The organism is Variovorax restrictus (genome assembly GCF_051216715.1).
GTDB lineage: Bacteria > Pseudomonadota > Gammaproteobacteria > Burkholderiales > Burkholderiaceae_C > Variovorax.
On record NZ_JBPJZH010000003.1, the window covers coordinates 56,787 to 78,555 of the forward strand.

Here is a 21,769-nt window from a genome sequence, read left to right on the forward strand (position 1 = left end):
AATCGCTCCCCCCATGCTCTTGGCGGCGACTCATTAGGATTGCTCTGCTGTGACTGGGAGGCGCAGGCGTATGACTCAAAAGAAGATCTACCAGCGGCATATCAACTCGGGCGCGGTTACGAGCATTGCTGAGTTGCTTTGCTTTGTGGCCGATAAGAGTTTGACCTTGACGCGACAAGGCGCATCGTATGTTGGCGTCAAAGATGCGAATGGACGCAGGTTTAGGCTTTTCTTGCCGGACCATCCGAAGGCAATGAGAGCTGGCCTCGTGGCGGCCCGGGGCCCGATTTACGACTTTTGGATCTACGCATTGTTCGCCTGCTGCGCGGGCAAGGTCGCCCGCTATGTGGGGCAGACGCGACGCGTTTCCAGGCGCATCTAAGAGCATTGGATGCGTCGATCCGGCACCAGGGCCTCAGGGCCCCTTTTCGCTTGGGCCGAACATCACGAGACAGACGTTCACTTCGTCCTTTTGCAGTCGTTGCGCGCCGAGCAGCGTGAAGCGAATAAGGCCGAAGCCGAATGGAAGGTGCGGGCGGCGTGGTCTGGCATCCATTTTCCGTCCCGTGAATTCTTTGGGGCGGCAATGCGATGCTTCGCTTCAACCGATCCATGGCCTATTGATGCCGCGGTACATAACTCCCAGCCGATCGAGCAGTTGGCCACCAAGGTCATATCGTTGGCGTCGATCGAGAAAAGTTCGGTGCTCTGCGAGGAGGGCTATCGACCTCCATCGGTGATGGAGCAGAGGAAATATGATGTAATGACAAAGACACTACGTCCTGGTAAGATCGCTGCTCAAAAGGAGTACCAGTCATGCCCGCAGCAAATGTCGCTGTCCTCAAACGCGAAACCCTGAACCTCCGCATCAAGGCCGAGGAGCGCAGCCTCATTGATCGCGCTGCGCATGTACGCGGTAAGAACCGGACGGATTTCGTGCTGGATGCAGCTCGCGCTGCTGCCGAGGAGGCGCTGCTTGATCAAGCCCTCATCGTTGCACAGCCGGATGTCTATGCGGCCTTCTTGGCTCGACTGGACATGCCTCCTCTGCCCAATGAGCGCCTGCGGAAGACCATGCAAATGCCCGCACCGTGGGACAAGGCGTGACGCTCACCGCACCGGAGCCCTTGAATGCAACGCACCGGCTGGAACTGTTTTTGTCAGGTGTTGAAAGTCTCGACGACTGGCTTCAGCGCCGAGCTCTGAAAAATCAGGCGACCGGAGCCTCTCGCACATTCGTTGCTTGTGAAGATCGGCGCGTACTGGCGTATTACGCCCTGGCCTCCAGCGCGATCACAGCCGATGCGGCACTTGGTCGCTTCCGGCGCAACATGCCCGATCCGGTGCCCGTTGTCGTTCTAGGCCGGCTCGCGGTGGACCAATCCCTGCACGGCAAAGGCATGGGGCGAGCCTTGATACGCGATGCGGGGCGCCGTGTGATCCACGCGGCAGACACCATCGGCATCCGAGGCATGATCGTGCATGCCTTCTCAATGGATGCGAAGACCTTCTATGAACGCATGGGCTTCGAGCCTTCACCACTAGACCCGATGATCTTGATGGTTACCCTGGCTGATCTCAAGGCCAGTTTGTGAGCGTACGGCATGCCGTCGACTAAGTCCTTCGTTGACATCGCCCCTCCGCGAACGGGGCAAGGTCAGTTACCGCATCAGAAGTCCACCAAACTCAACCCGACGCTCAACACCGTGCGCTTGCGGTTGTAGTCGATCAGCGTGTCGCCGTAGCCGTAGAACAGTTGCGTGTGGAAGCGCAGGTTGCTGGTGACCGGGTCGCCGATGGCTTTCAGCCACTCGAGGCGGATGGAGCCCTTGCCGCTGTCGCGCAGGTTGTTGCGCACGGTCACGCCCAGGGTGTTGTCGCGGTTGTAGTTCCAGCGGCCCGACACCTCGGCGCGGCCGATGTAGTTGGCGATGTCGGGGTTGTCGTCGTCCTCGGCGGATTCTTTCCAGCGCTGCCAGATACGACCGGTGACCTGAAAGCGGTCGTCCAGCTCCGCGCCGGCCATCAGGTAGGTGCGGTTCCAGCTGCGTGACAGCGGCAGAGCCTGCCCGTTGGACTGGTGGACGATGCCGATGCCCGCATAACGCCAACGCCAGCCGCCCGGCAGCTTGAAGTCGGTCGGGTAGACATACATCAGCTCCGGCTCGTGGTCGGTGGTGCGGAAGGGGCGGGAGAGGTCGCCATTGAACAGCTGCCACGTCGACTGCTGCGTGTAGCCGAACCAGATCGAGTCCTTCTTCTGTGGCTCGTTCTGTGTGAGCAGGCCCTGCGCGATCTTCGTGCGCACCGACAGGCCGATGCGCATCTCGTGGGCCTGGTAGTCCGTCGGCGTGCCATCGTGATCGGGGGCGGGCGATGTCGGGGTGTCGGGCTTGTCGGTGGCGGCGGACACACCGACGTAGAGCGGCCGATAGCCGCGGAAGCCGAAGGTGCCGCAGTCGGTGCCGTTCTCGAGTTCCCAGAAGCGTGACAGCGCCGAGTACTGACGGTCGCGGCAGCCTTGCTCGGTGGCGACGGCGACCACGCGGGTGGCGGGCAGGGCGGCGTCGATCGGCGGTGCCGGCGTGGTGGCGAGCACGGGCGGTGCACTAGGGATAACGGCTGCCGGCAGCGTCTGTTGTTGCGACCACCGGTCGAAGCAGGCCAGGCGGGCCTCGTTGTTGCCGGCGAGCTTCTGGCATTGCTGCCAGGTCAGGTCGGCGGTGGCGAGTGGGCTCGCGGGCTTGTCGGCCGGTTGCGCGTGCGCGGCGACACCGGCGGTGGCGAAGACGGCCGCAAGGGTCGTGCGATAAAAAGTCATGGTCCGATCTTTCGAAGAACGAAGGGGTGGGTGCGGTCGTCGGCTGAGTTTCGCCAGGTGCCCCGGAACTCCCGGCCGCAGGAGCCGGGCTGCAGTTCTCCGGACCACACGGCGCTGATGCTCAGGCCGTCCTGCGACTCGTCGAGGATCAGGAAGCCCGCGTCGGCGATGTCGCCCGAGAGCTGGGCGCTTCGACCGTCGCGCACGATGGTGCCACGCACGCTGCCCGCGTACTCGGGATGTTTGCCCATTTGCACGTCAGCCAGCGCCGGGAGATCGCCGAAGCGCGCCTCCCAGCGGCCATAGAGTGCCTCGACGGGCACATCGGATGTGTCAGTCGCGCAGGCCGTGACGGACGGCTCGGCGGCGAGCACTGCCGCAGGCAGGCCGCCGCACAACAGCAGCAATGCGAGCATGCAAAGCCGGGCGCTCATCGGTCGCCCGCGCTCGCCGCAGCCGCCGCGGCGGCACCGTCCTGCACCTTCCGCGCGAACTCGGCGCGCAGCGCCTTGAGCTTTTCGCGCGGGTCTTCCTTGGTGGTCTTCTTGTCGAGCGCCATCTCGGCGATGAAGCGGCTGGGCTGGGCTGCGATCATCTCGCGGCCTTTTTTGCGGCGCTTGGTCCAGCTCACGGCCAGGCTGCGCTGCGCTCGGGTGATGCCGACGTACATGAGGCGGCGCTCTTCCTGCAGGCGCGTGAGCGTGTCGTCGCTGATCTTCTGCTGGCGACCGTCGTCGTCGTCGAGCTTGAAGGGCAGCAGGCCTTCGTTCACGCCGACCAGCATCACATGCGGCCACTCGAGGCCCTTCGACGCATGCAGCGTGGAGAGCGTGACGACGTTCTGGTCCTGCTCGCGCTCGCTGATGGTCGACAGCAGCGAGATGGTCTGCGCCACCTCGAGCAGGTTCTTGCGCTCGCTCTCGACGTTGGCGCCCGAGGCGTCGTCGATCTCGCCGCCGCAGCGTGCGGCCATCCAGTCGCAGAACTCCAGCACGTTGGTCCATCGGCTCGCCGCGGCCTGCTCGCTGTCCTCGCCGTCGTAGAGGTGGCGCTCGTAGTCGATCTCCTTGAGCCACTCGGCCAGGAAGGCGCGTGCGGCCTCGGCGCCGACCGTCTGCTTGGCGCGGTACTGCAGGTCGTTGATGTAGCGGCCGAACTCGTGCAGGCCTTCGAGTGTGCGCTTGGGCATCACGGCGGGCAGCGATGCACTGAAGAGCGCCTCGAACAGGCTCAGCTTGTACTGGCTCGCGAAGGTGCCCAGTGCGGCGAGCGTGGTGTGGCCGATGCCGCGCTTGGGCGTGGTCACGGCGCGCAGGAAGGCCGGGTCGTCATCGTTGTTGGTCCACAGGCGGAACCAGCCGCACAGGTCCTTGATTTCGGCACGGTCGAAGAAGCTCTGGCCGCCCGACACCTTGTACGGGATCTGCGCCTTGCGCAGCGCCTGCTCGAAGACGCGCGCCATGTGGTTGGCGCGGTAGAGGATCGCGAAGTCGCGAAACTCCTTGTGCTGCGAACTCTGGCGCAGGCTCTGGATGCGCGCGACCGCGCGTTCGGCCTCGTGCGCCTCGTTGTCGGCGTCGACGATGCGCACCGGCTCACCTTCGCCGAGTTCGCTGAACAGCGTCTTGGGGTACAGCTTCGGGTTGGGGCCGATCACGTTGTTGGCCGCACGCAGGATGGCGCTGGTCGAGCGGTAGTTCTGCTCCAGCTTGATGACCTGCAGCGTCGGGTAGTCGATCGGCAGCTTCTTCAGGTTGTCGAGCGTCGCGCCGCGCCAGCCGTAGATCGATTGGTCGTCGTCGCCCACCGCGGTGAAGTGGCCGCGCGTGCCGACCAGCGCCTTGAGCACCTCGTACTGCGTGGCGTTGGTGTCCTGGTACTCGTCGACCAGCACATGGCCCAGTGCCGCCTGCCATTTCTCACGCACGTCGTCGTGCTCGCGCAGCAGCTTGAGCGGCATGCCGATCAGGTCGTCGAAGTCGACGCTCTGGTAGGCCGTGAGCCGCTCTTCGTAGCGCGCCATGATCTGCGCCGTGATGCGCTCGTTGTCGTCGGCGGCGGCAGCTTCGGCCTGGGCCGCGTTGAGCCCCATGTTCTTCCACTTGCTGATCGTCCACTGCCAGATGCGCGCCGTGGCCGCGTCGGTGGTGCCGCCCGCGTCCTTCAGGATCTTCGTCACGTCGTCGCTGTCGAGGATGCTGAAGGCCGGCTTCAGCCCGAGCACCGCGCCGTCCTCGCGCATCATGCGCACGCCCAGCGCATGGAAGGTGCACACCACCACGTGCTTGGCGTCGCGGCCGATCAGCCCCTTGGCGCGCTCGCGCATTTCGGCGGCGGCCTTGTTCGTGAAGGTGATGGCGGCGATGCGCTTGGGCGCCATGCCCGCCTGGATCAGCCGCGCGATCTTGTGCGTGATCACGCGCGTCTTGCCCGAGCCCGCGCCGGCGAGCACGAGGCACGGGCCGTGCAGGTAGTTCACGGCGTCCTGCTGGGCGATGTTCAGACCGGAAGACATTCGGTGACGGGGGCGGCGGAGGCGCGGCGCGCAAGGACGGCGCGCCGGTGGGACGGAAGCGCGCAATGATACCGGCCGACCACCGGCAGTCGGCCTTCCGCCGCCGGCGCCCTGCGGTCTTGGCGACAATCGCGACCGTGCTCCAGATCTTCGCCGTCACCTTCCCCTTCTTCGCACTCATCGCGGCCGGCTACCTGGCGGCGCGGCGGCGCATCCTGCCGATCGACGCGATCCCGGGGCTCAACGTCTTCGTCCTGTACTTCGCGCTGCCCTGCATGCTGTACAGCTTCGGCGCGCGCACGCCGATCGACAAGCTGCTCGACGGCAGCGTGGCGCTGGTCTGGGGCGTGGGCGCGCTGCTCGTGGTGGCGCTGACGCTGTGGTTCACGCGGCGCGGTCGCATCGGCTGGAACGACGGCGCTTTCGGCGCATTGGTCGCGGCCTTCCCCAACACCGGCTTCATGGGCGTGCCGCTGCTCGCGACGCTGCTGGGCAGCCAGGCCGCGGCGCCCGCGATCATCAGCATGATCTTCGACATGGTCGTCACCTCGTCGCTGTGCATCGCGCTGTCGCGGCTCGACTCGGCGGGGGAATCCGGTGCGCGGCACGCGCTCGCGCAGGCCTTTCGCGGCATGGTGATCAACCCGCTGCCGTGGTCGATCCTCCTGGGCGCACTGGCGTCCGCGATGCAGTTCACGCTGCCGGGGCCGCTCGATGTCACGGTCGGCCTGCTGGCCGATGCCGCCTCACCGGCCGCGCTTTTCACGATCGGGGCGGTGCTCGCGCGGTCAGCGCTGCTGGCAAAGGGGCGGCGCGCTCCCGTGGGCGACGTGCTGCCCGTCGTGGCGGCCAAGCTGCTGCTGCACCCGTTGCTGGTGTACGCGCTGGGGCGGGCGGCGATCGCGGTGGGGTTGCCGCTGAGCGACGCTGCGCTGACCGTGATCGTGCTGGTGGCGGCCTTGCCGAGCGCCAGCAACGTGTCGATGCTGGCCGAGCGCTTCGGCGCCGACAACGGGCGCATCGCGCGGATCATCCTGTGGACGACCGTGGCCGCCTTCGTGACCTTCCCGCTGGCCGTGCGCTGGCTGACCTGAGCCACTGCGCGTCGCGTTGATCATCCGTCCGACCGCGTGAGCGGGCGGACATCACGCAATGCCGTGCCATGTGCGCGGCGCTTCGACGCCTCCGCTGATGAATGGCGCCAAGCGTGAACTAGTTTGAGTGCTTTGGTACTCAGTCGCTGCTAGAGTCGCCCGCAAAACAGGGAGTCTCATGACAGCGACGCAAGTTCGCATCGAAGGATGCCGCGCGCCCGGCGCGTGCACCTGCCGGCCGCCGACGCGCGGTCCGGCCGCCACCATCGGGCTCGCGCAGGCGTGGCCGCCGGAACGGCGGGGCGCGCCATGACGCGGCGGCAACGCGTCGCGGTACCGGTCGCCTCCGGTGCCGTGGCCGACAGTCCACCGCCGCCGCGCATCGATCCACCCACCGTGCTGGGCGACATGGCGGCGCTGGGCCTGACGCCCCCGCCCGACGGCCCCCGGCTCACCAGCCTCCACCCCTTGCCCGAAGGCGCACGTCTGCTCGACTACGAGATCGTGGGCCTGATCGGCGAGGGCGGCTTCGGCATCGTCTACCTGGCCTACGACGCGACGCTCGAACGCCACGTGGCGATCAAGGAGTACCTGCCCGCGACGCTGGCATCGCGGGCCAGTTCGCAAGCCGTGATGGTGAAGTCGCAGCGCCACGCCGACGCCTTCGGCACCGGATTGCGCAGCTTCATCAACGAGGCCCGCCTGCTGGCGCGCTTCGACCACCCCTCGCTGGTGAAAGTGCTGCGCTTCTGGGAAGGCAACGGGACGGCCTACATGGTCATGCCTTTCTACGAAGGCCCGACGCTCGCGCACGCCCTCGAAACACTCGGCCGCCCGCCCACGGAGGAAGAACTGCTCGGCTGGCTGCGTCCGCTGCTGCACGCGCTGAGCACGCTGCATTCGGTGCACTGCTACCACCGCGACATTGCGCCGGACAACATCCTGCTCACGCCCGCCGGGCCGCTGCTGCTCGATTTCGGCGCCGCGCGCCGCGTCGTGGGGCAGGCCGTGGCGTCGCCCACGGTGGTCATCAAGCCCGGCTATGCGCCCATCGAGCAATACGGCGACGCGTCGGCGCTCAAGCAGGGTCCCTGGACCGATCTGTACGCGCTGGCGGGCGTGGTGTACGCGGCCATCACCGGCGCGCCACCGACGCCGGCGGTCGAGCGCTGGATCGACGATCGGCACAAGCCGCTTTCTCGCGGTACCCATGCCGGCTACAGCGCCCATTTCCTCGAGGCCATCGACGCGGCGCTCGCGCTGCGCCCTGCAGATCGCCCCGCGAGCGCGGCGGCTTTCTGGAAGCGGCTGAACGGGCCGCACGCCACGCACGCGTCGTGGTCGGAGGTGGCGCCGCAGCGTGCGTTCGTGACGCCGGCCGCCCCCGATGCCGACACCGAAACCGACGAGGCCGCGGACCCGGCCACGGACATCGACCTGACCGTGGAGATCGGACCGGATACCGCGCCGATGGCGCTGGAGACGCCGCCCGATGCCGTCGTGGAGGCGGCCCCGCCCGTCGCCGAACCGGCGCCCGATGCGGTGCCAGTGCCGGTGCCGGTGCCCATGCCCACGCTATCGGACCGGGACGGCCCGGCGCCGGTCGCCGCGGCCGAAACGCAGCCCGCGCGCAGGCGGTGGTGGCCCCCGATGCTGGCCGCGGTGCTGCTGATCGCTGCCGGTGTCTGGGCCTTCGATGCGTGGCGCACGCCGTCGGTACCCCCGGCACTGCCGGCCGCCTTGCCCCCGCCACGCGAGGCACCGACGCTGGCCGCTCCTGCCGCAGCACCCCCGCAGAAGCCGGCGCCCGTCAAGCCGTCCGCGGCGGCCGCTGTCTCCGCGCCGGCTCCGAAGCCCCCTGTGCCGCGTCCAGCAAGCGCTGCGGCACCGGCACCGGCATCGACGCCTGCACCTGCACCGGCACCGAGGCCCGCACCCGCGCCCGCGCCCGCGCCCGCACCCGCACCCGCACCCGCACCCGCACCGGTTGCGGTACCGCGCGAGCCGGTGCCGGTCCGACCGGCGCGCGAACCTGCCAAGCCCCAGGCCGCCGATAGCGCCGACTCCAAGCGGCGCTGCGCCGAGTTGCTTCAGCGCGCCTCGCTCGAACCGCTGCGCCCCGCAGAACTGTCTTTTCTCACCAGGGAGTGTCGACCATGACCATGACTATCACCACCGCCACCACGGCCGCGAAGCGCTTGCTTCACGGTGCGCTGGCATCTGCCGCCCTGCTGGCCGGCCTCACACTGGCCGGCTGCGCGACGCCGCAGGCCAGCCGTTCGACCACGCCGCTGCCGCTGGACCAGGCGGCCGTGCAGGCCACCGACGCGCTCATGGCGCAGACCACCAGCATGGTCGGCTTCCTGTCGAAGCGCAGCTTGGTGCTCGACCCGATGATCGACGCCGGCACGGGCCAGCAAACCGTGGCCACGCAGACGCTGCAGCGCCGCGTGGCGGATCGGCTCGCGGCCGGTCACGACACGGTGCAGATCTTGCCGTTTCTCCCGGAGAACCTCGCGAAGGCCACCTACCTGCTGACCGGTACGCTCAGCCGTCAGGCGGTCGGCGTCGCGGGCCCGTTGACGGTCCGGCTGGCGCTCACCGACGTGCGCAGCGGCAACGTGGTGGCCCAGGCGTCTGCGCTGGCGCTGGAGCGCGGCGTCGATTCCACCCCGCTCGTCTACGACCAGGACAGCCCGGTGCTGGCGAAGGATCGGGTGATCGACGGCTATGTGCGCACCACGGCGACGCCACCCGGCCAACGCGCCGATCCCCAGTACCTGGAACGGATTGCCGTGGCACCCGTGATCGACGAGGCCACCAAGTTGTACAACGCCGCCCGCTATCAGGAAGCCGCGGCCAAGTACAACGCCGCCGGCGCCTTGCCTGCCGGCGACCAGTTGCGCGTCCTCAGCGGCATCTACCTCAGCGCAGTCAAGCTGGAGCGGACCGCCGAGGCCGAGCAGGCCTTCTCGAAGATCGTCGACTACGGCATCCGAAACAAGCAGCTGGGCGTGAAGTTCCTGTTCCGCCCCGGCACGACGGAGTTCTGGGCTGATCCGAAGGTGAGCGGTCCCTACGTGATGTGGCTGCGCCAGATCGCCGGGCGCAGCACCGAGGCCGCCGTCTGCCTCGACGTGGTCGGCCATACCAGCCGAACCGGCACCGAGCCGGTGAACGACGCGCTGTCGATGCAGCGTGCGAACGTGATCCGCCAGAAGCTGGTGGCCGAAGCCGCCGCGCTGGGCAACCGCACCCGCGCCTCGGGCAAGGGCTTCCGCGAAAACATCATCGGCAGCGGCACCGACGACGCGGTCGATGCGCTCGACCGGCGCGTGGAGTTCAAGATCGTCGGCTGCGGCGCCTGAGCCCGCCCGCCGCGGCATCGGCCCGCCTCAGATCTGCTGCGGGTCGACGTCGATCAACCAGCGGATCACGCCCTTGCCCTCGGGCGTGCGCCGCAGGCCGTGCAGCAGCGGCTGCCACTGCGCCAGCAGGCGCTGCAGCGCGGCGCGCGAGCCGCTTTCCACCAGCATCTGCGCCCGCTCGACATTGGCCACGCGCTGAATGGCCAGCGGCACGGCCGGGTAGCGCGTGACGCGATCGGCGCCTTCCAGCACGTCGGCTGCGGTGCTCGCGGCATTCAAGAAAGCCTGCGCCGCCTCCTGCGTCTTGGCGTCGGCACGCAGCAGCGCCTGGTAGGCGAAGGGCGGCATCGCCGCCGCCCGGCGCTCGGCCAGTTCGCCCTGGGCGAAGGACGGGTAGTCGTGGCGCCGCAGCGCGGCGAACAGCGGGTGGTCGCGGTGGCTGGTCTGGATCCACATCTCGGCGGTTGCGCCCTGGGCGGCCAGGTAGGCCGCATCGCGCCCGGCCCGGCCGGCCGACTGCATCAGCAGGCTGAAGAGGCGCTCCGGTGCGCGGAAGTCGCTCGAGAACAGCGCCCCGTCGGGGTTGACCGCCGCCACCAGCGTGATGCGCCGGAAGTCGTGCCCCTTGGCGATCATCTGCGTCCCCACCAGCACGTCGACATCGCCGGCATGCACGGCGGCCAGTTGCGATTCCAGCGCACCCTGCTTGCGCGTGCTGTCGGCGTCGATCCGGGCCACGCGCACCGGGCTGCCGTCGGGCCGCTGCACCGGTGCGAGCAGCGCGGCCAGGTGTTCTTCCAACTGCTCCGTGCCGCGGCCGACCGGCGCGATGTCCGGGTTGCCGCAGGCCGGACAGGCGCGCGGCACGCGTTCGGCGAAGCCGCAGTGGTGGCAGCGCAGCGTGCGGTCGATCTTGTGGAACACGCGGTAGGCGCTGCAGTGCGGGCATTCGCTCTTCCAGCCACAGTCGCCGCAGGCCAGCACCGGCGCATAGCCGCGGCGGTTCAGGAAGACCATGCTCTGCTCCCCGCGGGCGATGCGCTGGCCGATGGCGTCGAGCAGTCCGGCCGACAGCACCGTCTTCGGCGGCTGCAGCGCCATGTCGACCAGCCGCACCGCGGGCAGCGCGCCGGCGCCGACGCGCGAGGGCATCGCCAGGCGCACGTAGCGCCCGCCCGGGTCGTCGCCTTCGGCCGGGCGGCTCTGGTGCCAGCTCTCGAGCGAGGGCGTGGCGGAGCCGAGGATCACCTTGGCGCCTTCGTTCCGGCCGCGCCACACCGCCAGGTCGCGCGCCGAATAGCGGGCGCCTTCCTGCTGCTTGTAGCTCGGGTCGTGCTCCTCGTCGACCACGATGAGCTGCAGCGTCGGCATCGACGCGAACACCGCCATGCGGGTGCCCAGCACGATGCGCGCCTGCCCGGCGTGGGCCGCCAGCCAGCTCGCCAGGCGCTGCGGGTTGGTCATGCCGCTGTGCAGCGACACCACCGCCTCGCTGCCGAAACGCGCGCGGAAGCGCGCCTCCAGCTGCGGCGTGAGGTTGATCTCCGGCACCATCACCAGCGCCTGGGCGTCGGGCGCGCGCGCCAGCAGGCGGGCGACGGCCTGCAGGTAGACCTCGGTCTTGCCGCTGCCGGTGCTGCCGAAGAGCAGGAAGGGCCCGGCCTCGGCCTCGATGCGGCGCAGCGCCTCGGCCTGCTCCGGTGTGGCGTCGGCCGCCGGCGCCGCGTCGGCTGCCGCATCGGCGGGGTCGGCCCGGCGCCGCTTCAGCCGCCGCGCCAGCTGAACGCCGCTCAGGTCGCGCAACTGGGGCGGCAGCGCGGCCAGGGCGATCTCACCCAGCGAACGCTGGTAGTAGCGGGCGGCGAAGGCCACGAGTGCGCGCCAGGCGTCGCCCAGCGGAGGCAGGTCGTCGAGCACGGCGGTGATGGGCTTGAGTGCCAAGGCGCCCGCATCCGAGGCGTCGGTGTCCGACGGCACGGCGTGCCACACCACGCCCAGCACCTCGCGCCGGCCCAGCGGCACGCGCACCAGCGCGCCGGCGGGCAGGGCGGTCGGGGCGGTGTAGCTGAGCCGGTCGTCCAGCGCGGCATGCGCTGGCGTGTGCAGCGCGACCTCGATTCGCCACGCACCCGCGGGGGCTGGGAAACCTTTCTCAGTTAAAGCGACTTTGAGCAAAATGCCTTAAGTGGTTGATTTGCTTATGGTTTGCATTTCGTCCAGAGAATCTGTGGATAACTTTGTTGATATCTCGGCGCCACGCGCCGCCAGCCCTTGAAAATCAAGGCTCCGACTAGACTGCCCGCAAAAAAAGCATCACGCCGATTCCTTATGAATCAACGACTTAGCGGCGCTATCGCTTTGGGAGCAGGGGGGTGGATCCCTCGGACAATTTGGCGCGCCGCAACAAATGTTTTGTGCATAAGTCGACCGCGCCGGGCCGATTCGCTTGACAAATCCCGAAACAACACTTTTGGCTTACTTGTCATCAAACTGTGAAAAAGTGCAAGCGAGCGCTCATGCCCGCAGCAGCCTCGACTGCGTGTGGACAGCGCTGACCAGCGCGGCCACATGGTCTGGCGGCGTGAACTGGCTGATGCCGTGTCCGAGGTTGAAGATGTGGGTCGCGCCGGGCTGCGTGCGGTCTGCATGCGGTGTGCCGAAGCTCTGCAGCACCTTGGCCACCTCGGCCTCGATGCGCGCTGGTGGCGCGAACAGCACGTTGGGGTCGATGTTGCCCTGCAGCGCCTTGCCCTGCGCGCCTTCGCCGACCTTCGCACGCGCGGCGCTGAGGTTGACCGTCCAGTCGAGCCCCAGTACCTCGCAGTCCAGCGCGCGCATGGCATCGAGCCACAGGCCACCGCCCTTGGTGAAGACGATGCGCGGCACTGGCGTGCCATCGGCGCCGTCGCGCTTCAGCTGCGCCAGCACCCGCGCCGTGTAGGCCAGGCTGAATTCCTGGAAGGCGCCGTCGGCCAGCACGCCGCCCCAGCTGTCGAACAGCATCACGGCCTGGGCGCCGGCATCGATCTGCGCGTTCAGGTAGGCGGCCACGGCGTCGGCGTTCACCGTCAGCAGGCGGTGCATCAGGTCGGGGCGGCTGTACATCAGCGACTTCACCAGCCGGTAGTCGCTCGAGCCGGCGCCTTCGACCATGTAGCAGGCCAGCGTCCAGGGGCTGCCGGAAAAGCCGATCAGCGGCACGCGGCCGTCCAGCGCGCGGCGGATGGAGGCGACCGCGTCGAACACGTAGCGCAGCTTGTCGAGGTCGGGCACCGTGAGCGCCGCGATGGCGGCTTCGTCGCGCACCGGTCGGGCGAAGCGCGGGCCTTCACCGGCCTCGAAGGACAGGCCGAGGCCCATCGCGTCGGGCACGGTCAGGATGTCGGAGAACAGGATGGCCGCATCGAGCGGAAAGCGCGCCAGCGGCTGCAGCGTCACCTCGGTGGCGTAGTCCACGTTGGTGGCCAGGCCCATGAAGCTCCCGGCCTTGGCACGTGTCGCGACGTACTCCGGCAGGTAGCGCCCGGCCTGGCGCATCAGCCAGATGGGGGTGTGGTCGGTCGCCTGGCGCCAGCAGGCGCGCAGGAAGGTGTCGTTTTGCAGAGGGGCGAAGGGCATCCGGCGATTGTCGAGGATCGCAGCGACGCTCCGCGCATGCGCGGTGTCAGTGCAGGGCGCGACCGGCGTCTCGCCGCGCACCCACGATGCCGGACACGCTCGAAATCCACATCCCGGCGGCGCCCCATGCGACGAGGGTTTCGTCGAACGTGTCTTGACCCCCGTCGGCTTTGCGCCCAAGCTCCGCCGCGCACGCGTGTGGTTGCGGACCGTGCGGCCGTGCAGAAGGATGCGCGAACGCAACGTTTTTTGGAATCTGGCGACGCAACCGTGCCAAACCGCGCGCTTCGTCTCGCTCTGTGAAACCGGTATCTTGTGATCTAGGGATAAACCCTTATATTCGACGCATGAACCCCGCCAAGGCCTTTCTCCGCGCCTCGCTCGGACTCGGATCCTTCCTGAAGGCCCCTGTCGTCGAGGCCCAGGCGCGCGGTCGCGCCACGCCGGCACCTGTGATGGTGCCCATCCGCAGCATCGGCCCGCGCGAGCGCGGCCGCATCGCCTCGCACCTGCTGGCACTGAGCCCGCAGGATCGCTACCTGCGCTTCGGCTACGCCGCATCGGACGAGCAGGTCCAGCGCTACGCCGACGGCCTCGACTTCGAGCGCGACGAGCTCTTCGGCATCTACAACCGCCGCCTCGAGCTGATCGCCATGGCGCACTTGGCCTTCGCACCGAGCGGCCAGCCGCGCGAATGCGCCGAGTTCGGCGTTTCCGTGGCGAGCCATGCGCGTGGCCGCGGCTACGGCGCCCGTCTGTTCGAGCGCGCCGTCGTGGTCGCCCGCAACGAAGGCGTCGGGATGCTGTTCATTCATGCGCTGAGCGAGAACGCCGCGATGCTGAAGATCGCGCGCAAGGCCGGCGCGACGGTGGTGCGCAGCGGTTCCGAGTCGGAGGCGCACCTGCAGCTGCCCTCGCCCACGCTCGACAGCCGCCTCAACGAGATCGCCCTGGAACACTTCGCCGAAGTCGACTACCAGTGGAAGGCCCGCGCCAAGCAGTTCTGGTCCTTCCTGGCCGGGGTGCAGGAAGTGCGCAGCGGCATGCGCGCCGCGCGCGATAAGTCGTCGCCCTGACCCGGCGCCGCGAGTGCCGCAAGCAACGCGTCACGTCAATCCGGTATCCTTGCGCCTCCCCAACTCCGCCCTCCCGCAGTGGCCGATCCTCACCCTGAACGCACGCCCGTCGAACGGGAAGACAAACGCGGCTTCCTTCAAAAGCTCGCCGAATTCATCCACCCCGGACCGGATTCTCGAGACGAGCTGATCGAAACCCTGGCCGATGCCGAAGACAACGACGTGATCGGCGCCGAGTCGCGCGTCATGCTCGAAGGGGTGCTGCGCATGGCCGACATGACGGCCGGCGACGTGATGGTCGCCGCACCGCGCATGGACCTGATCAACATCGACTCGCCGTACGACACTCTGCTGCACGGGGTGATCGACACCGCGCACTCGCGGTTCCCGGTGTACGAGGGCGAGAAGGAAAACATCATCGGCATCCTGCTCGCGAAGGACTTGCTCAAGTTGCAGCGTGCGCCGGGCCTGAACATTCGCGCGTTGCTGCGGCCGGTGGCCTTCGTGCCCGAGAGCAAGGGCCTGAACGACCTGCTGCGCGAGTTCCGCGGCAACCGGAACCACCTGGCGATCGTCATCGACGAGTTCGGCCGCGTGGCTGGCCTCATCACCATCGAAGACGTGCTCGAGCAGATCGTCGGCGAGATCGAGGACGAGTTCGACATCGCCGAGGACGAGGGCGACATCTTCGGTCTGGCCGACCACACCTACCGGGTGTCGGGCGACACGCCCATCGAGCGCGTGGCCGAGGCCTTCGGCATCACCTTCGACGAAGAAGCGCTCAGCGAAGACTTCGACACCATCGGCGGCCTGGTCGCGCACGAGATGGGCCACGTCCCGAAGAAGGGCGAGCACCATGCGCTCGGCGGCTTCGACTTCGTCGTGCTGCACACCAAGGGCGGCGCCGTGCGCTGGTTCAAGGTCTCGCCGGCGCGCGGCAGCGACGCATCCGATTGAGCGCGTCGATGGCCGCGGCGGGCCCTGCGCCTTCGCGCGTCGCCTTCCTTTCCCGCATCGCGCTCTTCGCCGGGGCGGGCCTTGCGCAGGCCGCATCCATCGCCGCGCCATGGAACGGTCGCCCGCTCTGGTGGCTGCAGCTGCTCTCGCTGGCGGTGCTGGTGTGGCAGCTCGATGGGCTGCGCGCCGACCCGCGGCCGAAACGCTGGCGCAGCGCCGCACTGCACGGCTGGCTCTTCACCACCGTCTGGCTCTGCGGCACCTTCTGGTGGCTCTTCGTGTCGATGCACACCTACGGCGGGATGGCGGCGCCCATCGCGGCCACGGCCGTGCTGGCACTGGCGGCAGCGCTCGCGCTGTACTACGCGGTGGCCTGCGGCGTGTTCGTTGCGGCCGCGCCGCGGCACCCGGTGGGCGCGGCCGTCCTGTTCGCCGCGCTCTGGACGCTGGGTGAATTGCTGCGCGGCAGCTGGTTCACCGGCTTCCCGTGGGGCGCGGGCGGCTATGCGCATGTCGACGGCCCGTTGGCGGTGCATGCGGCGTGGCTCGGCGTGTACGGCATCGGCGCGGTGGCCGCAGCGATCGCGGCGCTGGCCGTTCTGGCGCGGCGCGGCCCCATGTGGCCAGCGGCTGCAGCGCTGATCGCCGTGCTGGTCGTGGCGCCCTACGCGCTCGACCTGCTGCGTGATGACCCGGATGCCCCGTCCAACGCCCGCGGCAAGCTCGGCGTGGCGCTGCTGCAAGGCAACATCCCGCAGGACGAGAAGTTCATCCCCAGCGGCGGCATCGCCACCGCACTGCGCTGGTACGGCGAGCAGTTGCGCGACGCCACCGCGCCTCTGGTGATCACGCCGGAAACAGCGCTGCCGTTGCTGTCATCGCAGCTGCCGCCGGGCTATCTCGATGCGATCGCGGCGCGCTATGCCAGCGGCACGCAGGCGGCCATCGTCGGGCTGCCGGTGGTCGGCACGGACGGCGCGAACCGCGGTGCCACCGTCTATCAGAACTCGGTGCTGGGCTTCAAGCCGGGCGAGGCGCAGCCCTACCGCTACGACAAGCACCACCTGGTGCCCTTCGGCGAATTCGTGCCACGCGTGTTCCGCTGGTTCACCGACCTGATGAACATCCCGCTGGGCGACTTCCGCAGCGGCGGCTTGGCACAGGCGCCGTTCGTGTGGCAGGGCCAGCGCATCGCGCCGAACATCTGCTACGAGGACTTGTTCGGCGACGAGATCGGCGCCAACTTTCGCGATGCGGCCAGCGCACCGACGATCCTGCTCAACGTCAGCAACATCGCGTGGTTCGGCGACACCGTCGCCATCGACCAGCACCTGGCCATCTCGCGCATGCGCGCACTCGAGTTCGCGCGGCCGATGGTGCGCTCGACCAACACCGGCGCCACCGTCGTCATCGACCACCGCGGCCGCGTCACGGCTGCGCTGCCGCGCCTCACGCGCGGCGTGCTCACGGCCGAGGTCGAGGGCCGCGCCGGCCTCACGCCCTATGCGGTGTGGGTGTCGCGCTTCGGGCTGTGGCCGTTGTGGGGCCTGTCGCTGCTGGTGGTGGGCGTCGCCGTTTGGCAGCGACGCCGAGGCGCTCAGCGCGGCAGGTAAGCCGTCGCCTCGACCTCGATCACCAGCGCGTCGCCCGGCAGAAAGCGCGACACCTCGACCACCGTGCTGACGGGCGGCTCGCCCGGGTAGAACAAGCCGCGCACGCGGTTGTACGCGGGGTACTGCCGGATGTCGCGGAAGTACTGCACCAGCTTCACCACGTCGGCCATGCTGCCGCCGTGCTCCGCCGCCAGTTGGCGGATGCGTTCGAGCACGAACCAGCTCTGCGCGACGATGGGCGCCTCGTACACGTCGACCGACATCTGGCCGGTGACGTAGCCCAGTGTGCGCAGTTCGTCGCGGGCGATGGGTGGCAGGTCGTCGTACGAAGAAACCGCCTGGCGCCGTGCCGGGTCGACCGCCACCACGCCGCTCATGAAGACGAAGTCGCCGACGCGCTTGGCGGCGGCGTAGTTGGCCATGGGCGCGCCCATGACAGGCACGTTGCCCGAACTCATGAAGACACCACCGGCCAGTCGCGCAGCTTGCCCGGGTTGAGCAGCCCCAGCGGGTCGAAGCGCTGCTTCACCGCGAGGATCTCCGGCGGCAGTGCGCCGCCGGCCTTGCCGTCTTCCACGATGAAGGTGTGCGGGTTGTTGATGCGCACGCCGCGGTCGCGGTGGATGGCGATGATCTCGTTCAACCGTTCCTCGGTCGTGAAGCGCACCAACTGCAGGGCGCTGCAGGTCAGCAGGCCGTCCATGTTGCGCAGAAACTCGGCGTGCATCAGCACCTCGCCCGCCAGCAGTGCTTCCATCTCGGTGATCTGCTGGACGTGCTGTCCGGGCGTGAAGCTGCTTTGCAGGTAGGTCAGCGACTTGTCGATGCGCAGCGCATGCAGCGTCGTGTGGTTCCAGGTGAACTCCATCAGCGTGCGGTTGCTCTTGGCCACCTCGGCGGCGTCGCGCCGGTAGGTCACGGTGCCGCCGTGTGCGGCGACCAGGTCCTTCAACGCGTCTTCCGCCGGCTCGTCGACCAGCGAGAGCACCGCATGGCAGCCCTTCGGCAGGTACTCGGCGAGCTGGCCCAGATGGTCGGGCACCGGGCTGCCGAAGAAGGCGACCTCGCGCTTGTCGATGCCCGGCGCGCGCGCCAGCGCATCGGCGAAGCCCAGCGCGGTGTTGAAGCGCTCGAAGGTGACCAGCGTTTCCAGCCATGGCCGCGCCGGCGCCAGCGCCACTTCGACCTCCAGCACCAGGCCGTTGGTGCCCCACAGGTGGTGCATGCGCAGCGCCTCGGCACCGCGCAGCTCGACGATCTGCGGCTCGGGCTCGATGCTCATCGCGCGGATGCCCAGCACATTGCCCGGCGCGCCGAGCGGCCCGTAGTTGATCGAGCCGACACCGCCGAAGCCACCGCCGAACAGCCCGCCCAGCGTGGCGCTGCGGAAGGTCGAGGGGATGCAGCGGAACTCGTGGCCCGTGGGCCGCGTCGCCTTCTCGATGTCGCCCAGCCGGATGCCCGCCTGTGCGCGGGCCGTGCCGCCGCGCACCCAGCACATCGCGTTGTAGGCGGTCATGTCGAGCACCACGCCACCGGCGAGCGGTGTCGTCTGGCCGTAGTTGCCGGTGCCGCTGCCGCGGATGGTGATCGGCAGCTTGCGGCGCGCACAGGCGCCGACCAGGCGGCGGATCTCGTCCTCGGTGCGCGGGCGCACCACGGTGTCGGCGCGCTTGTCTTCCAGCTGGCGCTTGAGCACAGGGCTGAACCAGGCGAAGTCCTGCGACAGCCGGGCCACGCGGCCCGGGTCGTTGATCCATTCGAGGTCGGGGAGTTCGAGCTGCAGTTGCTCGATGGCGGAGACGGGAGCGTTCATGGCAAGGGTCGTGTCAGTCGTTGGATAACTCGCTGGCGTGCCAGGAGCCGAGGGCGAGCTTCGAGAGCCACGCCATCAGCACGAACAGGCCCACGCCGGTGAGCGAGATGAGCAGCAGGGCCGCGAACATGCGCGGGATGTTGAGCTGGAAGCCGGCCTGCAGGATCTGGTAGGCCAGGCCCGCGCCCGAGCCGCCGGTGCCAGCGACGAATTCCGCCACCACCGCGCCGATGAGCGCGAGGCCGCTGGAGATGCGCAGCCCGCCGAAGAAGTACGGCAGCGCGCTCGGGATGCGCAGCCGCACCAGCTGCTGCCAGCGTGTCGCGCGGTTGAGCTTGAAGTAGCTCTGCAGGTCGGGGTCGATGCTGCGCAGGCCGAGCGTGGTGTTGGCGATGATCGGGAACAGCGCCACCAGCGCGGCGCACACGGTCATCGCGGCCACCGGGTTCTTCACCCAGATGATGATCAGCGGCGCGACCGCGACGATGGGTGTCACCTGCAGCAGCACGGCGTACGGGAACAGGGCCGTTTCGATGCGCTTGCTCTGCACGAACAGGAAGGAGATCAGCACGCCCGCGACCGTCGCCAGCACGAAGGACAGCAGCGTGATCTTCAGCGTGACCAGCAGGGCATTGCCGAGCGGCACCCAGTCCTTGATGAGCGTTTCCATCATCAGGTAGGGCGACGGCACCAGGTACGGTGGCAGTTCCATGCCGGTGACCAGGCCCTGCCAGATCGCGACCAGCACGACGCCGACCATGACCGGATAGAACACGCGCTGCACGCGCGGCTGCTGGAGAAAGGGCACGCGCACGGCAGGGCGCGAACCGGATGCATGGGATGTGACGGCGCTCATCGGCTCGACTCCTCGTGGGCGTTGCTCGCACGCAGCAGGCTGTCCTGCAGCTGCTTGGCGTAGCGGCTGAATTGCGGCGACACCATGAAGTCGGGCGTGCGCGGGTAGGGTTCGTCGATGCTGAACTGCTCCACCACCCGGCCGGGCCGCGCGGCCATCATGATCACGCGGCTCGACAGGAACACGGCCTCGTGGATCGAGTGGGTCACGAAGATCACGGTGAGCTTCTTCTTGTGCCACAGGTCGAGCAGGTCGGCGTCGAGCCGGTGGCGCGTGATCTCGTCGAGCGCGCCGAAGGGCTCATCCATCAGCAGCAGGTCGGGCTGCGTGACCAGCCCGCGGGCGATCGACACGCGCATCTGCATGCCGCCCGACAGCGCGCGCGGCAGGGCGCCGGCGAACTTGTCGAGCCCGACCAGTTCGAGCGCCTCGGCCACGCGCGCGTCGGCCTCCTGGCGGGGCACGCCGCCCAGGTCGAGCGGCAGGCGCACGTTGGTCTGCACGCTGGCCCAGGGCATCAGCGTGGGCGACTGGAACACGAAGGCCATCTTGCGGCCGCTCTCGTCGATCTGCTGCACCGGCTTGCGCCACACCAGCAGGCGGCCGTCGGTGGGTTCCAGCATGCCGGCCACCATCTTCAGCAGCGTGCTCTTGCCGCAGCCCGAGGGGCCGAGCAAGGTGATGAACTCGCCCTCGGCGATCTTCAGGTCCACCGGCAGCAGGGCCTGCGTGCCGTTCGGGTAGGTCTTCTCGGCGGACAGGATCTCCACCGCTGGCGTGGCGTGGGCCAGGTCCGTCGGCGGTGCGAGGGTGTCGGGTTCGACGCGGTTCATGACGGTCGGTTCTCCTGAGTGCGGCTTTGTCGTGGAACACCGCGGAACCGGCTTTGCCGGGCCGCTGGTGTTGCCCCCGGTAGGGGGTTGGCGAAGCGACACGAAGTGCGCGAAGCCTGGGGGCGAGCTCAAGGAATGACCTTGGCGTCCTTGATGAACTCGGTGGTGTAGGTCTTGGCCAGTTCGATCTTGGCGGGGTCCAGCAGCTTCGAGGCGACGAGGAAGTCGTAGCTCGCCTTGGCGCGCGTGTCGGTGATGACGCCGATGCCCAGCTTGGCCGCGTCGCCGCCGGTGATCATCCCCATCTCCTTGAGCTTGGCGACGCTGTAGGCCAGCTGGTCGTCGGTCATATTGGGGTTGTCTTTCTTGATCAGCGCGTTGGCCGGCGCGGGGTTCGCCAGGTAGCTCTTCCAGCCTTCGGCCGAGGCCTTGACGAAGGCCGCGACCTGCTTGCTGCGGTCCTTCACGGTCTTGTCCATGCACGACACGGTGGTCGCATAGGCTGGGAATCCGTGGTCGCTGAACATCAGCACGTTGGCCTTCACGCCGGCCTTCTGGATGGCATAGGGCTCCGAGGTCAGGTAGCCCTGCTGCGCGGCGTTCTTGTCGGCCACGAAGGGCTGGATGTTGAAGGTGTAGGGGCGGGTCTGCTCGTCGGTGAGGCCGAACTTGGCCTTCAACCACGGCCAGTAGCCGCGCTGTGCCTGGGCGCCGATCAGCAGCGTCTTGCCCTTGAGTTGCTCGAACTTCGTCACGTCCTCGTGCGCGATCAACACCTGCGGGTCTTTCTGGAAGAAGGCCGCCACGGTGACGACCGGCACGCCGCCTTCGCGCACCTGCATCATCTGGATGTCGCTCGAGCCCATGATGCAGTCGGCCTGGCCGGCCGCCATCATCTGCGTGATGTTGACCTGCGGGCCGCCCATCTTGATGGTCACGTCCAGCCCGTGCTTCTGGTAGATGCCTTCGGCCACGGCCTGGTAGAAGCCGCCGTGCTCGGCCTGCGCGTACCAGTTGGTCATGTAGGTGAACTTGTCCTGCGCCTGGGCGGGCGCCGCGGCGGCGAAGGCCAGCGCGGCGGCGCCGGCGAGGGAGGCGAGACGGGAGACGGAAGGTTGGCGCATGGAGTGGACCTCTCGAAGTGCGGGGTGAAGAAAATGCGTGGGAAAGACGAGTGAAAGACGAAGGGGCAATGCAAGGAG

At 68.5% G+C, this 21,769-nt stretch carries 20 protein-coding genes; 9 read left to right on the forward strand and 11 right to left on the reverse strand.

The window, feature by feature from the left end:
* Positions 1-70 precede the first annotated feature (70 nt).
* The gene (locus ACSFA0_RS19770) at positions 71-382 is read left to right on the forward strand and encodes a hypothetical protein (RefSeq protein ID WP_435451996.1); all 312 of its coding nucleotides are present in this window, start codon (positions 71-73) and stop codon (positions 380-382) included.
* Between the two features lie 33 nt (positions 383-415).
* Here the strand turns inward: ACSFA0_RS19770 and ACSFA0_RS19775 are convergent, their stop codons facing one another.
* Positions 416-556, reverse strand: a complete 141-nt coding sequence (locus ACSFA0_RS19775; RefSeq protein WP_435451997.1) for a hypothetical protein — start codon at positions 554-556, stop codon at positions 416-418.
* Between the two features lie 260 nt (positions 557-816).
* On the opposite strand from ACSFA0_RS19775, the gene ACSFA0_RS19780 reads away from it, so the two are divergent.
* Positions 817-1,107: a type II toxin-antitoxin system TacA family antitoxin gene (locus ACSFA0_RS19780; protein ID WP_435451998.1), complete on the forward strand. Its 291-nt coding sequence runs from the start codon at positions 817-819 to the stop codon at positions 1,105-1,107.
* On the forward strand, positions 1,104-1,595 hold the full coding sequence (locus ACSFA0_RS19785; protein WP_435451999.1) for a GNAT family N-acetyltransferase: 492 nt from the start codon (positions 1,104-1,106) through the stop codon (positions 1,593-1,595). Before ACSFA0_RS19780 ends, ACSFA0_RS19785 begins: the two co-directional genes overlap by 4 nt.
* 74 nt (positions 1,596-1,669) lie before the next feature.
* On the opposite strand, the gene ACSFA0_RS19790 is transcribed toward ACSFA0_RS19785, so the two are convergent.
* Genes ACSFA0_RS19790 through ACSFA0_RS19800 form a run of 3 tightly spaced genes read right to left on the reverse strand, consistent with a single transcriptional unit; the run spans position 1,670 to position 5,336 of the window.
* Positions 1,670-2,821, reverse strand: a complete 1,152-nt coding sequence (locus ACSFA0_RS19790; protein WP_435452000.1) for a phospholipase A — start codon at positions 2,819-2,821, stop codon at positions 1,670-1,672.
* Complete coding sequence (locus tag ACSFA0_RS19795) at positions 2,818-3,237, reverse strand: hypothetical protein (RefSeq protein ID WP_435452001.1); 420 nt, start codon at positions 3,235-3,237, stop codon at positions 2,818-2,820. The genes ACSFA0_RS19790 and ACSFA0_RS19795 overlap by 4 nt, the downstream gene beginning before the upstream one ends.
* 14 nt (positions 3,238-3,251) lie before the next feature.
* On the reverse strand, positions 3,252-5,336 hold the full coding sequence (locus ACSFA0_RS19800) for an ATP-dependent helicase (RefSeq protein ID WP_435452002.1): 2,085 nt from the start codon (positions 5,334-5,336) through the stop codon (positions 3,252-3,254).
* A 137-nt stretch (positions 5,337-5,473) separates the two neighbouring features.
* Between ACSFA0_RS19800 and ACSFA0_RS19805 the strand changes: the two genes are divergently transcribed.
* The 3 genes from ACSFA0_RS19805 to ACSFA0_RS19815 all read left to right on the forward strand — a co-directional run bounded on the left by ACSFA0_RS19805 (position 5,474) and on the right by ACSFA0_RS19815 (position 9,798).
* Complete coding sequence (locus tag ACSFA0_RS19805; RefSeq protein ID WP_435452003.1) at positions 5,474-6,430, forward strand: AEC family transporter; 957 nt, start codon at positions 5,474-5,476, stop codon at positions 6,428-6,430.
* 207 nt (positions 6,431-6,637) lie between these two features.
* On the forward strand, positions 6,638-8,590 hold the full coding sequence (locus tag ACSFA0_RS19810; RefSeq protein WP_435452004.1) for a serine/threonine-protein kinase: 1,953 nt from the start codon (positions 6,638-6,640) through the stop codon (positions 8,588-8,590).
* Positions 8,587-9,798, forward strand: coding sequence for an OmpA family protein (locus ACSFA0_RS19815; protein ID WP_435452005.1), 1,212 nt, complete (start codon positions 8,587-8,589; stop codon positions 9,796-9,798). Before ACSFA0_RS19810 ends, ACSFA0_RS19815 begins: the two co-directional genes overlap by 4 nt.
* Before the next feature lie 27 nt (positions 9,799-9,825).
* On the opposite strand, the gene priA is transcribed toward ACSFA0_RS19815, so the two are convergent.
* Complete coding sequence (priA, locus tag ACSFA0_RS19820) at positions 9,826-11,916, reverse strand: replication restart helicase PriA (RefSeq protein ID WP_475539783.1); 2,091 nt, start codon at positions 11,914-11,916, stop codon at positions 9,826-9,828.
* A 396-nt stretch (positions 11,917-12,312) separates the two neighbouring features.
* Entirely contained in the window at positions 12,313-13,416 is a 1,104-nt protein-coding gene (gene hemE / locus ACSFA0_RS19825; protein WP_435452006.1) for a uroporphyrinogen decarboxylase, read from the reverse strand.
* A 347-nt stretch (positions 13,417-13,763) separates the two neighbouring features.
* Between hemE and ACSFA0_RS19830 the strand changes: the two genes are divergently transcribed.
* The 3 genes from ACSFA0_RS19830 (at position 13,764) to lnt (ending at position 17,062) form a co-directional block, all read left to right on the forward strand.
* On the forward strand, positions 13,764-14,492 hold the full coding sequence (locus ACSFA0_RS19830) for a GNAT family N-acetyltransferase (RefSeq protein ID WP_435452007.1): 729 nt from the start codon (positions 13,764-13,766) through the stop codon (positions 14,490-14,492).
* 78 nt (positions 14,493-14,570) lie between these two features.
* Positions 14,571-15,449 carry an HlyC/CorC family transporter gene (locus ACSFA0_RS19835; protein WP_435452008.1) on the forward strand — a complete coding sequence of 293 codons (879 nt, stop codon included), beginning with the start codon at positions 14,571-14,573 and terminating at the stop codon, positions 15,447-15,449.
* An 8-nt stretch (positions 15,450-15,457) separates the two neighbouring features.
* Positions 15,458-17,062 (forward strand): apolipoprotein N-acyltransferase, encoded by a 1,605-nt coding sequence (lnt, locus tag ACSFA0_RS19840; protein ID WP_435452009.1) that lies wholly within the window; start codon positions 15,458-15,460, stop codon positions 17,060-17,062.
* On the opposite strand, the gene ACSFA0_RS19845 is transcribed toward lnt, so the two are convergent.
* From ACSFA0_RS19845 to ACSFA0_RS19865, 5 genes are all read right to left on the reverse strand, one after another.
* A complete protein-coding gene (locus ACSFA0_RS19845; protein ID WP_435452010.1) occupies positions 17,047-17,520 on the reverse strand; it encodes a RidA family protein in 474 nt (157 codons plus the stop codon). The genes lnt and ACSFA0_RS19845 overlap by 16 nt on opposite strands.
* Positions 17,517-18,878: an FAD-binding oxidoreductase gene (locus tag ACSFA0_RS19850; protein WP_435452011.1), complete on the reverse strand. Its 1,362-nt coding sequence runs from the start codon at positions 18,876-18,878 to the stop codon at positions 17,517-17,519. The genes ACSFA0_RS19845 and ACSFA0_RS19850 overlap by 4 nt, the downstream gene beginning before the upstream one ends.
* A gap of 13 nt (positions 18,879-18,891) precedes the next feature.
* Positions 18,892-19,734: an ABC transporter permease gene (locus ACSFA0_RS19855; RefSeq protein WP_435452012.1), complete on the reverse strand. Its 843-nt coding sequence runs from the start codon at positions 19,732-19,734 to the stop codon at positions 18,892-18,894.
* Positions 19,731-20,567, reverse strand: a complete 837-nt coding sequence (locus ACSFA0_RS19860) for an ABC transporter ATP-binding protein (RefSeq protein WP_435452013.1) — start codon at positions 20,565-20,567, stop codon at positions 19,731-19,733. Before ACSFA0_RS19860 ends, ACSFA0_RS19855 begins: the two co-directional genes overlap by 4 nt.
* Before the next feature lie 128 nt (positions 20,568-20,695).
* The gene (locus ACSFA0_RS19865; RefSeq protein WP_435452014.1) at positions 20,696-21,691 is read right to left on the reverse strand and encodes an ABC transporter substrate-binding protein; all 996 of its coding nucleotides are present in this window, start codon (positions 21,689-21,691) and stop codon (positions 20,696-20,698) included.
* Positions 21,692-21,769: the final 78 nt, after the last annotated feature.

Coding starts and splice junctions, on each gene's coding strand:
- ACSFA0_RS19770 (WP_435451996.1), top strand. CDS start 71: ATGACTCAAAAGAAGATCTACCAGCGGCATATCAACTCGGGCGCGGTT.
- ACSFA0_RS19775 (WP_435451997.1), bottom strand. CDS start 556: ATGGATGCCAGACCACGCCGCCCGCACCTTCCATTCGGCTTCGGCCTT.
- ACSFA0_RS19780 (WP_435451998.1), top strand. CDS start 817: ATGCCCGCAGCAAATGTCGCTGTCCTCAAACGCGAAACCCTGAACCTC.
- ACSFA0_RS19790 (WP_435452000.1), bottom strand. CDS start 2,821: ATGACTTTTTATCGCACGACCCTTGCGGCCGTCTTCGCCACCGCCGGT.
- ACSFA0_RS19795 (WP_435452001.1), bottom strand. CDS start 3,237: ATGCTCGCATTGCTGCTGTTGTGCGGCGGCCTGCCTGCGGCAGTGCTC.
- ACSFA0_RS19800 (WP_435452002.1), bottom strand. CDS start 5,336: ATGTCTTCCGGTCTGAACATCGCCCAGCAGGACGCCGTGAACTACCTG.
- ACSFA0_RS19810 (WP_435452004.1), top strand. CDS start 6,638: ATGCCGCGCGCCCGGCGCGTGCACCTGCCGGCCGCCGACGCGCGGTCC.
- ACSFA0_RS19815 (WP_435452005.1), top strand. CDS start 8,587: ATGACCATGACTATCACCACCGCCACCACGGCCGCGAAGCGCTTGCTT.
- hemE (WP_435452006.1), bottom strand. CDS start 13,416: ATGCCCTTCGCCCCTCTGCAAAACGACACCTTCCTGCGCGCCTGCTGG.
- ACSFA0_RS19830 (WP_435452007.1), top strand. CDS start 13,764: ATGAACCCCGCCAAGGCCTTTCTCCGCGCCTCGCTCGGACTCGGATCC.
- lnt (WP_435452009.1), top strand. CDS start 15,458: ATGGCCGCGGCGGGCCCTGCGCCTTCGCGCGTCGCCTTCCTTTCCCGC.
- ACSFA0_RS19845 (WP_435452010.1), bottom strand. CDS start 17,520: ATGAGTTCGGGCAACGTGCCTGTCATGGGCGCGCCCATGGCCAACTAC.
- ACSFA0_RS19850 (WP_435452011.1), bottom strand. CDS start 18,878: ATGAACGCTCCCGTCTCCGCCATCGAGCAACTGCAGCTCGAACTCCCC.
- ACSFA0_RS19855 (WP_435452012.1), bottom strand. CDS start 19,734: ATGAGCGCCGTCACATCCCATGCATCCGGTTCGCGCCCTGCCGTGCGC.
- ACSFA0_RS19860 (WP_435452013.1), bottom strand. CDS start 20,567: ATGAACCGCGTCGAACCCGACACCCTCGCACCGCCGACGGACCTGGCC.
- ACSFA0_RS19865 (WP_435452014.1), bottom strand. CDS start 21,691: ATGCGCCAACCTTCCGTCTCCCGTCTCGCCTCCCTCGCCGGCGCCGCC.